The organism is Pseudoalteromonas sp. 2CM39R, assembly GCF_023161845.1.
Genome location: NZ_JALNTM010000014.1, coordinates 89,773 through 106,312, shown reverse-complemented (window position 1 = coordinate 106,312; position 16,540 = coordinate 89,773). Strand labels below are relative to the sequence as shown.

Sequence of the window (16,540 nt, the reverse complement as noted above, 5' to 3'; positions counted from 1 at the left end):
TTTTTTAATAACGGCTAACTATGAGTTCTTTTTGTAATAGGTGGTATTTTTTATTTATTGTGATGTTTATTACGCCAGCATTAAAAGAGTAAATTAAACCCAAATAAAAAGCACTGCAGGCTCACTGCAGTGCTTTTTTTGGGGGAATGATATTAATTATTTAGCAGTTGCAACAAGCTTAACCCAATCGTAATTAGTGACACCTAACAGTCCGATTTGTAATGTTTGGCCAGAACTCACCTCTAAGATACAACTTTCATTGCTGTCTTTATTGTTCGATAAGCAATCATATTGTGTTTTTGTTACTGCTGCATCCGCTCGAACATAGAGGTTAGTATTTCCCTCGCCACCCAATGTTTTTATGTTTACAGTGGTTGCGCCTGTAGGTACTACATAACTATAGCGCTGCCAAAAATCTGGAAATCCATAAGCACGAGACGTTAATACGCGAGTATCATTATCTGTAGGTGGTGCGCTATTTTCATAATTAGCCAGGATTGTTACGTTTTGATAGCTGTTATACGCTTTAAGCATAATGTAAAAACGACCTTCTCCTTGGCTTATATTACAGCTTTCAGTGTTACCATTTCTAAATGGGCGGCAGTCGTAATTATTTGTGCTTGGCACTGTACTCTTTTTAACATAGAGGTCTGCATCACCTGAACCACCCGTTATGTCGATAGAGATGTTAGTGCTATTTGCAGGTACATCAATATAGTAAATAGTCTCTTGATTTAATGCTGCACTTTGGCCTGTTAATGCTTGCCCTTTAGTTAATTCAATTTCTGTTGATGAACCATTGGAAACATTAATTGTTTGGGTTAGTGTATTTGTATTATTGTTACTATCTTGCACAGTAACAGATACATCGTAATCACCCTCAGATACAAAATTATGCACTACAGTTGCACCTGTATCGGTTTGATTATCGCCAAAGTTCCAACTATAGCTATTGATAGTACCTGCTGAGCTGGAGCTTGTTGCATCAAAATTACATTGTAATTGCTCACAGCTGTATTCAAAACGTGCGGTAGGTGGCAGTGGTGTAGTACCGTCGTTATCGCCAACAGGCACTGTGTTATTAAAGTAAGTTGCGACTTGGGGCCAAATCTTACTTATTTTGGCGCCTTTATTGTAGCATCCGCCTAAATGGTGAAGTGCAATAACACGATTACTTGATGCTGCAACAACAGGAGAACCAGAAGAGCCGCCTATAGTGTCACAATAGTATCCAATATCAGTATTACTTCCACGCCCATTCGTTGAGGGGGCATTAACTTGGCACAAACCATTGGTGTCTTGATCCGATTCTATAGACAGCTCCTTAGGATTACCTGAACCATGTTGCGGAATATAAATACGTTCACTTTGCTGTGCGTTTCGCACATCAAGCCCTAAGTAGCCAAACTGTTCAATATTGGCAAAGTCATTAACACTAAATAGGGTGTAATCTAACGTGTAATCAGTTTTAAAAAACTCTTTACCTGTTACTTTTACAATAGTTTCTCTGGTTGTCCCATTACAACTTTTATTTTGGTAGTTAAACCACACTTCTGTAGAGGCAAGCTCAGATGCAGTCTCTATACAGTGGTTATTGGTAAATAACTTATTATCGCTGCCAACGCGCCAACCGGTACATAAGCTGCGCCCACCTATTACCAAGCGTGCTACCGGGCGACTGCGGTCAAACTCTGTTGGGTTGGAATTAGCCCAACACTGCACGTCTTTGCGCTCATTAATACCGCAGGTAGACAAAGGGGCTGGTTTATTTTGTTGGTTGATATTTATATTGGCACTTTCAGTGCCGTAAAAATAGCTATCAATAACACCAAACTGGTGTTGCTGCTTACTGTTTTTTGGATCAGGATAATATTCAATGATAACGCTGTCATTTGAAACCGACATAGAAGAAAATGAATGCACACCATCATCTCCGTTTAAGCTATCGATTGTTGCAGCGTCCATATTATTACTACTATATTCATATCGCTCTGAGTTGTCTTCGCTTCTAACGACTAACTTTGCGTCACCATTTAGATCTACTTGGCTAAAATGTAGCTTTATGTAATCAGCATTAGGGTGCGATACAGTTTGAGTAATTACAGGACCTTGTGTTGTTTCGATTGTAAATTGCCTAGAAAGATTTACATGGGTATTAGCGTGTTTAGCAATTGTGGTTTTTTTTGCTTCTTGAGTGTGTTGTAAAATAGTGAGCTCATCGATTGCAGCAAAACTGTATTGTGCATAGATAGCTGTAGCGAGCAATGCTGCGTATTTACATTTTTTCATCTTTATATCCTTTTTCACTAATAAGTGGTTTGATGTAACGTAAATGATCAACTGCATGCCCATATGATTTAATTTTGAGCAAATAATCAGTACCTAATTTACATACTAAGGGTAGGCCGCATTTTGATCTTCGCCAGAAAAAATTTAAATATTTTTAACTTTACTCGGAAACTATTGCATTTTTCACTTTGAAATCAGCTTATTTTAAAAAGGATAAATGGCTTAATATTCAATATGAAAGTTTGAACAGAAGATGTTTACCGTTGACTCTAAGCGGCTGTCACCCACACTCACTAAAAGTAACATTGTTGATGTTGAGACTTCAGATATTAAACTTTTCTATTTTAATTTTTACAAAAATATACAAGAGCCAAGTATTAATTCTGTTATTTGGGTCGTTATTCTGTAAAATTATCGGCTTAACATTTGTGATTTAACCGTTACATTTGTTGTTAGGGTTAATTATTCAATTAATATAAGCAGACGTTATGATTTTTTATATTATTGGGTTAAGTACGCTTGTTATTATTTTGTGTGTGGCGCTTTATGTGATTTACAGCAATGTACGTAAGAGCCGAGTAAGAAAGTCAAAAGAATATAATGTGTTATTTGATAAAGACACCATCATTGATGATCTTATTGCTCAACTTAGCGAGAAAAACCAAACCCAAGAAAACCAGGAAAAAACAATTAAAGGCAAACAAGAGATCCTTGCAACATTTATAGATTTGCATCGATCGGGTAGTTTTTGTGCGCATTTAAGCGAACAAGAAATTACGTATTTTGTTAAAAAGAAACTAAACATGGAGAGTACTAAAAATGGATAGCGAGCAACAAACAGTCGCTGAGGCAAAAAACACTTCATTTATGGCGCGTTTTGGTCGTCGTAATGTGATTTTACTAACATCCGTTGTTGTGGTGTTAGCAGTTATTGCAACATTAACTTCGCAGGTTATTTCATGGAATGAAGCCGATGAACGGTTAGTTCATCAGTCAGCTTTTACTGGTAATTTAACGGTAATAAATCAAGCGGGCCCTTACTTAAAAGCATTTGGTACCACATCGGCCTATAAAAAAGTTATTTCAATTAACTTTACCGGCGATAGCAGTGCAACAGCGAGTGCCATTGTACCACTCATTCCTATTCGATTCTTAGATACCACGACAGGTGGCGCCAGAGGAGTATCACGTTTTAGATTACCAGGTAATGTACCGGCAAGTGAGTCGGGCGCTTTACGTGGATTATTAAAAATTCATGAAGAATTTGGCTCTCAAGAAACCCTGATATCTAATCTTTTAATGCGTGCCACTACAGAAAATGTAAAAGCGTCGGCACGTATGATGTCGGTTGAGCAACATTACTCAGGTGGTAATGGTCAATTAAGCCAAGATTTTTCTGATCAACTGACTAATGGCATTTTTGTTACTGAGCAAATTATTAGTACTGGCGAGCGTGACAAGTCTGACGATTTAAGCAATTTAAGTAAGCAACAACGCGTTACCATTAATATAAAGAAAGATGCTGAAGGTAAGCCGCTGCGTAATGCACCTATTTTAGGCTCTTACGGCATCACGGTGGTTGATGCGAGTATTATTGATATTGATTACGAAAATAAGGTAAATGCGCGCTTAGAGGCGCAAAAGCAAGCTGCAGCAGATGAAGCGCTTGCAAGACAAAACCTTAAAAAGGCAGAGCAACAAGCACGTACAGAAGTTGCATTAGGTGAACAAGCGATTGCAAAGCAAAGAGCTGAGTCTGAAAAGCTAAAAATTAAAGAGCAAATTGATGCAGAGCGAATAAAAGCCAATGCGATTATTTCTGCACAACAGCGTGTTGCAGTGAAGGCTGAGCTTGCAAAAGAGCAAGAAGAAATTTTAAAACAGCAACGCTTAGAAGCTTTAGGCATGGATGTATTAGCTGAAGCACGTTTACGAGCAAAGTCAGCAGCACTTGATCCTAAATATGTGTTTGATGAAACACTTAAAGCAGAAGTTAAAATTCAAACGGCTTTATTTAATAGCTTAGGTAACAGCCGCTTAGTGCCTGAAATTGTTATAGGTGCGGGTCAAGGCGAACAAAACAATGGCTCTGAATTTATGCGTTTGTTGGCCGCAGATGCGGCTTTGAGTCTTAAAAAGCGTTTAGAAAAAGAGAAAAAATAAACGTTAAAAATCATTAAAAAGCCCTAGCTTTAATTGCTAGGGCTTTTTTTGTGGTATCGCTTTTTAAACGGTGAGATTAAAATTTAGGGCACAAAGCGTGGCTAAAGCCTTTTTCGGTTAGCAAAAAAGCGGCGCTTGGCGTCGAAAATATATATTCTTCATGAAGAAGAAAGGCGATTGTTCCTTTTATTTGCTCACCTTGATGATCTGAGGCATCGCTAATTAATTGTTCAGGATCTAACTGACTTGGAGTTGGAAAGTTATTATAAAGATGTTTAAAAATTAACGTGGCAATCGTGTTAAATGTATCGTTATTTTTCATTTTTTGAGCGTCCTCAATTTATATATGTAGCAGCAAACTGGCTGTTTTAAATATGATTTCTCAAATAATAACACATTAAAACAGGTACATGATCATCCAGCTATATTTCAAGCTTTAATTTTGCAAGCTACTGCTTTTATTTATTAAAATGATGATTAATTGTCATGCTTACCCTGCTAAAAAGTAGTTTGTGTGTTGCTGTTGTGTTGCGCAAAATCATAAAGTGTAATTGAAGAGTTGTAAAAATACGTTATCATTGTAAAACAACATGTAAAATCAAGCAGGTACTTAGCTCACGCTGACCAAGTTCGAGTTAATAATATCAACAAGGCAAGCAAGGACAAATTATGACACCTATGAAACCTTTAGCACTAGCAGTGGCTATGGTTGTTTTTTCACATCAGGCACATGCAGATACAGATCTTGATAAAGTAAAGCAGCAATTAAGCAGCTTACAAAAACAAGTGGAAATGCTGCAAAAGCAACTTGCGAAAGCAGAGCAAAAAAGTGAAAAATCAATCGAACGCACCATTGAAGTGAAAGAAGATACAGCTGAAGTTAAAGTAGCTAAACATGAACACAAGCCTCAGGGAATTAAGGTTGGTGGTGCTGTTCGAACCAACTACAGCCATACTTCGTATGATGACGATAATAAAAATCGCGGCGGCGATTTTGACTTTGATATTTTTCGCTTAAATTTCTCAGGCAACGTTGGTGATGTAAAATTAAACGCTGAAATTCGCTTTTTTGATTATATGACCGCTGTTAAATACGCTTATGCAGCTTACGATTTTGCTGATGATTGGCAAGTTCAAGCAGGTATTACCAAGGTTCCTTTTGGTAACTGGCCATACAATTCACATAACTACTTTTTCAGCACTAACTATTATGTTGGCCTTGAAGACGACCACGATTTAGGGGTGTTATTTAAGCGTAAGATTGCTGATAACTGGCAGCTTGATTTGGGCTTTTTCAAAAATGATGAATTAGGTGGTGTTGATGGTTATGTAGATAACCGCAGCGATCGCTATTCTTACGACATTGTTGGCTTTAGAGAAGCTGGAGATGGTGTTTATGCTGAGCCAACTAATGCTATAGGCGAGTACAATACGTTCTCAGGTCGTTACGGCTACCACCTAGAACATGAAGGTGGTAAAACTGAAATAGGTGTGTCGGCACTCGCTGGTGGCTTGCATGATGGTGTTGACCGCGCAGGTGACTACAACGCGTGGGCATTACATTTAAACAGTAATATGGGCCCTTGGAACTTACAACTTCAACACGGTGAATATAACTACGATATTGATAACGTAAACCGTATTGCTGTGGGCGCTTACTCGTTTTACGACAGCATGGCGGCAGAGGCAACAATGTCGAGTGCAAACGTAGCATACAGCGTACCGGTACAATGGGGCGCGGTAACAAACTTACAGTTTTACAACGACTATAGTGCTATTTACGACAAATCAGACAACAGCAGAGATACGTGGATGAACGTAACCGGTTTCTCGGTAGCTGCTGGTGGTTTATTTACTTACTTTGACTTAGTTCATGGTAAAAATATGCCATTTGTTGGTGGTTCATTAGCGGGCGATAGCAGCGAAACTGAGCGTCGCTTTAACATTAATATTGGCTATTACTTCTAAACCAATATTCAAAGCACACGTCTACATATTGGGCGTGTGCTTATATGTCTTCACAAACTAATTAATTACCCACACTAAAACCTTACCAAATTTGTAATTGATTAACTCAATGTTTAAAAATATATTCAGTACTTACTTTTACCTTCAATGGATTGGTTATTAGTTTCTTTGATAGAAACGCAGTAGGAAATTATATGAAAATTAGTCCATTGCCACCGCTCAACAGTCTAGTCGCATTTGAAGCATCCGCTCGACACCTAAGTTTTACTCTTGCAGCAAATGAGCTTAACGTTACTCAAGGTGCGATAAGTCGTCAAATACGACAGTTAGAAGAGTATTTAGGTAAAGCCTTATTTACTCGTGCAAGCCGCAGTATTCATTTAACCTCAGCTGGTCTGCAGTATTATCAGTCTATAAGTCGCTCCTTATTAGATATTGCAGATATAACAGGAGAGGTAAAAAAATGGCAAGGGGATAAAAAAGTAACCGTAGCGACAACTAATGCAATGGCATCCTTGTGGTTATTGCCAAAAGTTGCTGAGTTTCAAAATCAATATGATGACATTGATTTAAGAATATTAGCATCTGATAATGTAGTTGATTTAAACCGTTTAGAATGCGATTTAGCATTGTTTTTTTGTCGCACGCCTCCAGCTAATATGAAGGTGACCACTTTGTTTTGCGAAGAAGTGTTTCCAGTTTGTAGTCCTGGCTATCTTGAAAAAATTGGTAATCCGAACGATCCGAAAGATATTTTTAATAAAACAATTTTATTTTTAGACGAAACACAAATGGGGTGGGTTAATTGGGATGAGTGGTTTGCAGGAGTTGGACTTGAGCAGATAGCTCCTAAAAGCCGTATCAACATAAATAATTACCCTATGTTGTTGCAAGCCTCAATTAATGGCCAAGGCATTGCTTTAGCGTGGGGTTCTCTGGCTGATGAATATTTACAAAGTGGTGCATTAGTGCGTCCAACCGAGCATGTATTAGCCACTGAATCTAAGTTTTCTTTACTAGAGCCAGATAACGGTGGCCGCATACCTGCGAGTGTAAAGTATTTTAGAGAATGGTTATTAACACAACTTCCTGAAGAAGTAGGTGATACAGGTTTAGTATAAATTACGCCGCAATAAAAAACCCTGCTAACTAGCAGGGTTTTTTTGTTTATTAGTCTCATTATATTGATTTAGTGCTCAACAGGGCCATCGAGTTTTTCTTTACATGGATGTACGTGCTGCGGCAACATTGCCCACGGTTTTGGTTCACGGCGAATGCTATAAAACAAGGTAACACCCATCATTAAAATAAATATAGCAATAGGAAAGCCAATGATGATTGACGCATACTTTATTGCTTGCAGGCCTCCTGCATAAATAAGTACCCATGCAATAAGTGCAATAACTATACCCCATAAAATACGAATAGAGGTTGGTGGTTCAGTATCACCTGCAGCATCTAAAATACACAATATTAAGGTGCCCGAGTCGGCTGAGGTTATAAAATAAGTAGCAAGTAAGATACAGGCTAATACACTCAGTAATTTACCTAATAAGTTACTGTCTAAATTATCAAATAAGGTAAAGAGGGCACGTGTACTATCTGCTTTGGTTGCTTGTAACACAACACCACCACTAAAGGGTTCTGCGTTTGTTTCTGTAACTTTGTTTTGTGTTACAACGGTTTGTTGTTGTGCAGCAATACGTTCGTTTTGCTCCATTTTTAAGGCGCTACCACCAAATACGGAAAGCCAAATAAAGGCAATAACAGTTGGGGCCACCAAAGCACCACCAATAAGTTCGCGAATGGTACGTCCCTTTGAAATTCGCGCAATAAACATACCTACAAACGGTGCCCAAGTTAACCACCATGGCCAATAAAAAGCGGTCCAAGAGCTTTGCCATCCTGAGTCATTTTGCGAATCAGTCCATAGCCCCATCGAAATTAAATTTTGTACATAATTCCCTGATGTTTCCATAAATACATTTAAAATATAACGGGTCGGACCCACTGCAAGTACTATCAATACTAATAGTAACGACAGCAACATATTCCATTGTGAGAGTAGCCGTATTCCTCTACCAACGCCCGATAAAACCGAGCCTACAGCAATGGTACATAGCACAATAATAAGCACAGTTTGAGTAACAAGGCTAACCTCTATCCCAAATGTTTGTTGTAATCCAGAGTTAATTTGAATAACTCCAAGGCTCAGGGTTTGCGCGATGCCGAAGGCTGTAACGGCTACCGTGATAATATCGGCAACATGTCCTATAGGGCCATAAATTCTATCGCCCACTAGTGGGTGTAAAATAGAGCGAAAGGTAAAAGGAAGGCCTTTACGGTAAGAAAAATAAGACAAGGCTAAGGCAACAATTACAAAAAGCGACCACGGATGGAGTCCCCAATGGTAAAAAGTAAGCTGCATTGACATTGACGCTGCTTCATTGGTTAACCCCTCGGTGAATGGGTTTGCAGCATAGTGCCACATGGGTTCTGCTACAGACCAAAAAACCAGTCCAATACCCATCCCCCCAGAAAATAACATGGCTATCCATGCCCAAAAACTAAATTCAGGCTGATCGTCGTCATTTTCGCTCAGTCGAATATGGCCGTATCGACTTACCATCAAATAAAGTAAAAAACCAACGACTAAAGTTACTAAGCCAATAGAAAACCATTTCATATTGTAGAGTAAAAAAGTCGAAAGGCTTTCAAAATACTGCCCTGCTTTATTTGCAAGTATGACTATGAATAAAATAAAGGCGATTAGAATTACCTTCGATGCGATTGTCACCGTCGGATTTAATCCCTTTAAAAAACCAGACTTAGCCAAAATTACGGATTTTTTCATGTGTGTGCTCCGTTGTCTTTTTTGTTGTTGTTAAATAAGTGGTAAGAAACTAAAAAATTAACCGGCAATTTACAAATGATTAATCCTCATCAATCCATGAGCTTTGCTTATGCGATGTTACCGCTTATTTATAACCAGTAAGCAATATTTATATTCTTGCACTCTTAATCATTACAAAAACTCATGAGTGAGATGCTAAATTATCGTTTGTTTAGTGCTTTGTTGTTAATCAAAATCAACGCATCTGATAACAGAATGTTGTTACGGGTTTGGGGCGTGAGGTTAATGTTAAAACTATGGGTTTTAATTATTGAACTTTGCTCTTTAAATTTTTTTAAAACACACACCGTTCGGAGAATGAGCATGGGCACTGTAAAACAAACAATAATTCCTATTAAGCAAATTGATCGTGTACTAAACCCGATACATGAAGCGACAGGTATGCCTAACGAGGCGTATACCAATCCTGAGTACTTTAATTTTGAACGTGATCATGTTTTTAGTAACACATGGGTGTGCGTTGGTTTTGCATCAGATTTAATCAAAAACGGTTATGTTATGCCAATTGATTTTATGGACTTACCTTTATTAATGATGAAGAGTCGCCAAGGCGAAGTGCAGGTATTTCATAATGTGTGTAGCCATCGAGGGATGAAGTTAGTACATGAAGCAGGAGAAGTGCAAGGCATGATCCGCTGCCCTTATCATTCATGGACCTATGATTTAAATGGAAGCTTAAAAGGCACTCCACATTTAGGTGGCATCGGTAAGCATAACGATGAACGTTTTGCATGTGAAAAGCATGGGCTAAAAGCAATCCGCTCAGCTATTTGGATGGATATGGTATTCATTAATCTATCTGGCGAGGCGAGTTCTTTCGATGAACATATAGCTCCTTTAACACAGCGTTGGCAAGAGTTTTTAGGTGACGATGGTTTGAGTTTATTACGTCGTGCAAATATGGGCGGACACTTAGAAATTGAAGTAAAAAGTAACTGGAAGTTAACCATAGAAAACTTCTGTGAAGCCTATCATTTACCTTGGGTACATCCAGCGTTAAATACTTATTCTAAATTAGAAGATCACTACAATATCATGTTCGATGAGCGTTTTTCTGGTCAAGGTAGCTATAAATATAACCTTTCTGATACTGCTGGTACACATTTACCAAAATTCCCAAGCTGGCCTGAGGAAAAGCTACGCCATGCTGAATATGTTGCTTTATTTCCAAATGTACTTATTGGTATTCAAGCTGATCACGCTTTTGCAATGATGATCGACCCAATTAGTACAGATAAAACTATTGAACGTTTACGTATTTTCTATATTAGTGATGAGGCAACTAAAGATGAGTATGCGGCGTGTCGTACTGCAACACTTGAATCATGGCGTGTGGTGTTTGGTGAAGATATTGGCGCAGTTGAAGGAATGCAGCAAGGACGGTACTCACCTGGTTTTGGTGGTGGGGCTTTTTCACCTGAAATGGATACACCAACACACTTCTTCCAAATTTGGCTTGCCAAACAAGTGAAATCTGTGACGGAGGCTTAATTATGACTCATTATCTTAACTTCATTAATGGCCAGTGGTGTGATTCTCACACTCATATTTCGGTAATAAACCCTGCGACAGCTCAGGAATATAGCACGATTGCAAGTGCCAGTGTTGATGATGCAAACAATGCGATGCTAGCCGCCAGACAATGTATAAGCCGTGGACTATTGAGCGATGTACGCCCAGCTGTGCGCACAACGTGGATGCTTGATGCAGCAAAAGCTATCAAAGAGATAGCTGATGAAGGTGCTTTAGCTCTGTGCAGAGAAAACGGTAAAACCTTAGCGGATGCAAAAGATGAATTCTTAGAGGCTGCTCGTTATTTTGAATACTATGGCGGCATGGCTGACAAACTCGAAGGTACGTCGATTCCTTTAGGTAAAAACTATATTGATTTTACGCAATATATCCCTATGGGTGTATCAGTACAAATTGTACCTTGGAATTTCCCAGTTTCAATCTGTGCTCGCTCTTTAGCTCCAGCGCTGGCGGCGGGTAATGCAGTAGTCATTAAGTCACCCGAAATTTCGCCTGTTGGTATGGTGTATTTAGTCAGAGCACTCGAAAGTGTTGGCTTTCCAAGAGGCGCTATTAACCTGTTGTGTGGTAAGGGTTCAGTAGTGGGGAGCTACCTAGTTGAGCATAATGATGTTAATCAAATTGTTTTTACCGGTTCAGTGCCCACTGGGCAACGTATTCTAAAAGGTGCAGCTGAGCGTGCAACACCTTCTGTAATGGAATTGGGTGGTAAATCTGCAGCTATTGTTCTTAAAGATGCGGCTACTGAGAAAGTTATCAGCAGTGTGCAAACAGGTATTTTCTTTAATGCTGGACAAGTGTGCTCTGCAATGTCGCGTTTACTGGTAGATAAAGCTCGTTACGAAGAGATTAAATCGGCAGTGGTTACTATGGCTGAAAATTTAGTAATCGGCTCTGGTGAAGAGCAGGCTGATTTAACGCCCGTGGTTTCTCAAGCGCAACAAATCAGTGTATTGGCAATGATTGAACAAGCTAAAAAAGAGGGGGCAACTATTTTATGTGGTGGCTATGCTCCTGATTTGGCAGGTTACTATGTTGCTCCAACTGTGATCGAAGCAACCCCTGATATGTCCATATCTCAACAAGAAGTATTTGGTCCTGTATTGGTTATTATGCCATTTGAAGATGAGCAACAGGCTGTAAAAATAGCTAATGGCACTGAATTTGGTTTAGTAGCAGGCGTATTTGGTGAAGCACTTAACCAAACATTACAAGTGGCTCAGCAACTTCGTGGTGGACAAGTTTTTATAAATGAATGGTTTGCCGGTGGCATAGAAACGCCATTTGGCGGAGTTGGATTGTCTGGCTTTGGACGAGAAAAAGGTCAAGAAGCCATCTACAGCTACATGCAAACACGCAATATTGCTATACGTTTATAACGAGTGGCAACGACTCAGTTTATAAAACTTACGGTTTATCTATTTGTACTTTCTGCAGTAGATAACCCACAGGGTTAAATCCAAATTATTAGGATAGAGAAATGAAAAAATGGCTCTGTATTATTTGTGGCCTCATTTACGATGAGGCCCAAGGTTGGCCTGCTGATGGTATTCCTCCAGGCACCCTTTGGGAGGATGTACCACAGGATTGGGTATGTCCAGATTGTTTAGTGGGCAAAGCCGATTTTGAAATGATCGAAATAAGTGAAGGTGAAGTAACTGAAGATGAAGTAACTGAACCAGCTGCTGTTCAACACACTCGTGTTTCTGAGACCATTGTTGATGAACCGCAAGGCCCAATTGTTATCATTGGTAGTGGCCACAGTGGTTATCAAGTAGCGGCTGCATTACGTAAACAATCATCAACCGTAGCTATTACCGTATTCACCGCTGATGACGGCGCACTTTACAGCAAGCCTGCACTTTCGAATGCTTTTGCAATGGGAAAAAGCGCAGCTGATTTACAAAACGAAGCCGCACTTGAGTGGGAGCAGCGTCTTAATATTCGTGTTTATCCGCATACACGTGTTGAACGAATAGATGCAGATAATCACTCTCTCATCACCAGCATAGGGCGTTATAAGTATGGGCGTTTAGTACTAGCGACAGGTGCGTCAGCAATTAAAATTCCAATTGCTGGAGACGCCTCAGAAGTACTAAGTGTGAATGATTTGCACGATTATGCACAATTGAGAGCAAAACTTGATAGTAAAAAGCGAGTTGCTATTTTAGGCGATGGGTTAATTGGCTGTGAATTTGCAAATGACTTGAGCGCCAAAGGCTATGAAGTGAGTGTCATCGGTTTAGGGCAGTGGCCAATGTATCGACTGATCCCACAAGTAGTCGGCGAAGCCTTACAGCAAAAGTTAGCAGACTTGGGGGTATCATGGTATTTAGAAGATAGTATCAACCGTATTGAAGTCAACGACTCTGGTTCATTATTACACTTAAATAGTGGTCAAGTGATTGAAGTTGACGTGGTGCTATCTGCGGTAGGATTAGTGCCAAATGTAACGCTTGCTGAGGAAGCTGGATTAGAAGTTGAGCGTGGTATTAAAGTAAATGACGATGGCCAAACCAGTCGCCCTGCTATATTTGCATTAGGTGACTGTGCGCAAACATCACAAGGATGGCAGCCATATATTGCACCCATAAATCAAATTCTACCTGCTTTAGTCAATAGCCTGTTGGGCAATGTAACTAACGCCAAATTTTTGCCGAGTCCCGTTATTGTTAAAACCCCTATAATGCCGTTAACTATTTTCCCTGTACCACCTATGGCGCAAGGTCAGTGGCATATAAAACAACAAGGTGAAGAGTTAGTGGCTGTATTTAATGATGCTAATGAGCAAGTACTTGGTTTTGCTCTGTTAGGTAAACAAGTACAGGCTAACCGCAGTTATTGGTTAGAGCAAATAAGTTTAAATAACCTAGCAGCAACGGAGTAAAATATGATTCATTTACCGCATGATGATAATACCTGTGGCTGGTATAACGATTTACCAAAGCAGCCTAAACAAGCGCTTTTAACGGGGGCACAAAAGGCTGACTACGTGGTTTTAGGCGCTGGTTTTGCTGGTTTAGCTATGGCACGCCGTTTAGCTGAGCACGCGCCAAATGCACGAATTGCCCTAATTGATGCACAGCGAATAGGCGAAGGTGCATCAGGGCGTAATTCAGGGTTTGTGATTGACTTACCGCATAAATTCTCTCTTGAGCACCCAGATCCTGCACATAAGCAAAGATTATTGTCACTTAACCGTTTCGCGATTGATCAGCTTGCTTCTTTAGTTGCTAAATACAACATTGATTGCCAGTGGTCGGCTGCGGGTAAATACCAAGGTGCAGTAGGCGCTAGGGGTGAAGCTTACCTTGATCACTTCGAACATCTTATGACCGATTTAGGCGAACCATTTGAGCATGTTACTGGCACTGATTTGGCAAAAGTATTAGGCACTAATTACTACAGCCGTGCTATTTACACCCCGGGGGGGTACTTGGTTCAACCCGCGGCACTAGCCTGTGGTTTAGGTGCTAACTTACCAAAAAACATTGATGTATTTGAGCATTCGCCTATTGTGCGCTTGGAGAAAGAGCAAGGCGGGTGGCTGTTGCAAGGAGAGCACGGCAGCATTAAAACACCTCAGTTATTACTGGGTACAAGTATTTTTACTCGTGAGTTTGGTTTTTTAAAAAATCGATTACTTCCTGTAATGACTTTTGCTAGTTGGACCCGACCGCTAAACGATAAAGAAATGCAGCAGTATTCAGGTTTACTTGATTGGGGACTTACACCCGCTGATCACGCTGGCACAACGCTTAGGATGACCGCTGATCGTCGTATTATTATTCGTAATACCTATCAACATGTAGCTAAATATGGCAACAGCATTAGTGATAAGTTGCGTCAGGAAATTCAAAACGATCATCGCAAAGTATTTTTAGCTCGCTATCCACAACTAGTCGATGTGCCTTTTACACATTCGTGGGGAGGCACCTATGCTATTTCGCGAAATTTCACTAATTTCTTTGGCCAACTCGATGATGGAGTGTTTGCCAGCGCCTGTGATAACGGTGTGGGGGTTGCTTGGGGAACTGTGTCGGGTACTTTGCTTGCTGATTATGTTATGGGGGCAACATCGCAGTCGCTTGATGATATTCAGCAGGTAACGGGTATGCCAAGTTTAAATCCACCAGAGCCATTGCTTGGTTTAGGAGTAAAAAGCCGAATTAAACTTGCCAAATGGCAAAGTAGGAGTGAAATATGAAACAGGTTAAATTAGTAGACAGTAAATTACTCGACTTTAATGTACGTGGAGATATGCCTGGGATGGCCTACGTGGCTCGTGCACTTAGCCCTGAAATATCACCAAATATTGGCGTTGGTTTTGCGAAATGGGAAGGTGCAAAAGTAGCATGGACAGTACTTTATGATGAAGTTGTATTTGTTATAGAAGGCTGCTTCGAGTTAACCGCAAATGGCGAAACCCATCATGTTAAACCAGGGCAAATGCTCTGGATACCAGAAGGAACAGAGCTGGTATATGGCGGACATGCATTGTTTGGTTATGTTGTTCATCCAGGTAATTGGAAAGAGATACATGGTATAGCCTAACTGCCTTTTAAGTGTTCAAATTAGTTCCTAAGCCCTCTAACCAACCATTTGAGGGCTTTTTTATTGGCCGTTTTTTTAGGTTGCACTAGTAATGAAAAATAAAAGCTTAAGCCACAAATAGTGAATTTTAAAAATAGGTAAAATATTGAATATTGAGTAATCAACTTCTAGTATAAAAGTTCAAATGGAATAAAATAAATAATCCATATAGCTTAGCTGGAGGCTAGACATCGATGATTGTAGTTAATGAGCAGGTATTATCAGATGTAAATAAAAACTTTATTATTCCACCAAGACCGCAAATCTTAAATGATCTTGAATTATTAGCATCTGCACAAGAGCCCTCGCTTTCAGACGCCGCAGAAATCATCGCTAAAGATGTTGCTATTGCATCCGCTATTTTAAAGATAGTTAATTCACCCGCTTATGGCTTAGTTCGTAGTGTGTCAAATATTAAACAAGCCATTATGTTTTTAGGTTGGAATGGCATTGAAGCTTTAGTTCCTAGCCTAAAGCTAAAGCAAATGTTCGCCCAAAATGAGTGCTGTATTAGCCTTGAACGTTTTTGGGATACCGCCTCAGAAATTGCTGATGTAAACATGATTATTGGACAACGTCTAAATAATGTCCCCGTTGAGTACTTGTATACGCTTGGTTTGTTTCATGATTGTGGTATTGTGCCAATGGCAATCAAATTTGATAATTACGTGAGTGCTTTGCATACTTCAAATAATACCCATAAAGAAAGCTTGATAGATATAGAAGAGCGTTTATATGGAACTAATCATGCCACTGTGGGTTATTACTTAGCTACCAGCTGGCATTTACCCGTAGATATTTGTCAGCTTATTTTACGTCATCACGATTTGAGCATGCTAAGTAACATAACTGGAAGTAACCAACAATTGTGTTACAGCGTTTTAAAAATGTCTGAGAATCTGGTTAATTGTGTTTTACGCGGTGACACCACTAAAGATTGGGATGATATAGAAAAACACGTTTTAGCAACATTAAATATGTCAGAAGACGACTATATTGATCTACAAGAAGAGGTGATTGACTTTTTGAACTGCTAATCGCTTTTTAGCAGTTTAAAACCTATAGGTTAGTTTTTTTCAC

Annotated in this window: 13 protein-coding genes and 1 pseudogene; 11 read left to right on the top strand and 3 right to left on the bottom strand. The window is 39.6% G+C overall.

The genetic code is table 11. The annotated features are described in order from the left end of the window. Positions 1 to 156: 156 nt before the first annotated feature. Positions 157 to 2,289, bottom strand: a complete 2,133-nt coding sequence (locus tag MTF66_RS26530; protein ID WP_248529140.1) for a pre-peptidase C-terminal domain-containing protein — start codon at positions 2,287 to 2,289, stop codon at positions 157 to 159. A 488-nt stretch (positions 2,290 to 2,777) separates the two neighbouring features. On the opposite strand from MTF66_RS26530, the gene MTF66_RS26525 reads away from it, so the two are divergent. Together MTF66_RS26525 and MTF66_RS26520 are read left to right on the top strand one after the other, a co-directional pair. After that, a complete protein-coding gene (locus tag MTF66_RS26525) occupies positions 2,778 to 3,116 on the top strand; it encodes a hypothetical protein (RefSeq protein WP_010390319.1) in 339 nt (112 codons plus the stop codon). Further along, positions 3,109 to 4,452, top strand: coding sequence for an SPFH domain-containing protein (locus MTF66_RS26520; RefSeq protein WP_010390318.1), 1,344 nt, complete (start codon positions 3,109 to 3,111; stop codon positions 4,450 to 4,452). The genes MTF66_RS26525 and MTF66_RS26520 overlap by 8 nt, the downstream gene beginning before the upstream one ends. 76 nt (positions 4,453 to 4,528) lie before the next feature. Here MTF66_RS26520 and MTF66_RS26515 read toward each other — a convergent pair whose 3' ends face one another. Further along, a complete protein-coding gene (locus MTF66_RS26515; RefSeq protein WP_054201077.1) occupies positions 4,529 to 4,774 on the bottom strand; it encodes a hypothetical protein in 246 nt (81 codons plus the stop codon). 347 nt (positions 4,775 to 5,121) lie between these two features. On the opposite strand from MTF66_RS26515, the gene MTF66_RS26510 reads away from it, so the two are divergent. Beyond that, positions 5,122 to 6,420 carry a porin gene (locus MTF66_RS26510; RefSeq protein ID WP_248529138.1) on the top strand — a complete coding sequence of 433 codons (1,299 nt, stop codon included), beginning with the start codon at positions 5,122 to 5,124 and terminating at the stop codon, positions 6,418 to 6,420. A gap of 194 nt (positions 6,421 to 6,614) precedes the next feature. Beyond that, the gene (locus MTF66_RS26505; protein ID WP_010390313.1) at positions 6,615 to 7,541 is read left to right on the top strand and encodes a LysR substrate-binding domain-containing protein; all 927 of its coding nucleotides are present in this window, start codon (positions 6,615 to 6,617) and stop codon (positions 7,539 to 7,541) included. A 68-nt stretch (positions 7,542 to 7,609) separates the two neighbouring features. On the opposite strand, the gene MTF66_RS26500 is transcribed toward MTF66_RS26505, so the two are convergent. Next, on the bottom strand, positions 7,610 to 9,274 hold the full coding sequence (locus MTF66_RS26500; RefSeq protein ID WP_248529136.1) for a BCCT family transporter: 1,665 nt from the start codon (positions 9,272 to 9,274) through the stop codon (positions 7,610 to 7,612). A 363-nt stretch (positions 9,275 to 9,637) separates the two neighbouring features. Here MTF66_RS26500 and MTF66_RS26495 point away from each other — a divergent pair, with 363 nt between their 5' ends. From MTF66_RS26495 to MTF66_RS26465, 7 genes and pseudogenes are all read left to right on the top strand, one after another. Continuing rightward, positions 9,638 to 10,825 carry an aromatic ring-hydroxylating dioxygenase subunit alpha gene (locus tag MTF66_RS26495; RefSeq protein WP_041708938.1) on the top strand — a complete coding sequence of 396 codons (1,188 nt, stop codon included), beginning with the start codon at positions 9,638 to 9,640 and terminating at the stop codon, positions 10,823 to 10,825. 2 nt (positions 10,826 to 10,827) lie between these two features. Beyond that, positions 10,828 to 12,246 carry an aldehyde dehydrogenase family protein gene (locus MTF66_RS26490; RefSeq protein ID WP_248529134.1) on the top strand — a complete coding sequence of 473 codons (1,419 nt, stop codon included), beginning with the start codon at positions 10,828 to 10,830 and terminating at the stop codon, positions 12,244 to 12,246. A gap of 101 nt (positions 12,247 to 12,347) precedes the next feature. Beyond that, positions 12,348 to 12,512: pseudogene (locus MTF66_RS26485) on the top strand (rubredoxin); the annotation flags it as partial. Next, entirely contained in the window at positions 12,498 to 13,754 is a 1,257-nt protein-coding gene (locus tag MTF66_RS26480; RefSeq protein ID WP_248529162.1) for an NAD(P)/FAD-dependent oxidoreductase, read from the top strand. The pseudogene MTF66_RS26485 and the gene MTF66_RS26480, both read left to right, overlap by 15 nt. A 3-nt stretch (positions 13,755 to 13,757) precedes the next feature. Further along, on the top strand, positions 13,758 to 15,074 hold the full coding sequence (locus tag MTF66_RS26475; protein ID WP_248529133.1) for an FAD-binding oxidoreductase: 1,317 nt from the start codon (positions 13,758 to 13,760) through the stop codon (positions 15,072 to 15,074). After that, positions 15,071 to 15,421, top strand: a complete 351-nt coding sequence (locus MTF66_RS26470; protein ID WP_248529131.1) for a cupin domain-containing protein — start codon at positions 15,071 to 15,073, stop codon at positions 15,419 to 15,421. The genes MTF66_RS26475 and MTF66_RS26470 overlap by 4 nt, the downstream gene beginning before the upstream one ends. Positions 15,422 to 15,654: 233 nt before the next feature. After that, positions 15,655 to 16,497, top strand: a complete 843-nt coding sequence (locus tag MTF66_RS26465; RefSeq protein WP_010390303.1) for an HDOD domain-containing protein — start codon at positions 15,655 to 15,657, stop codon at positions 16,495 to 16,497. Positions 16,498 to 16,540 lie beyond the last annotated feature (43 nt).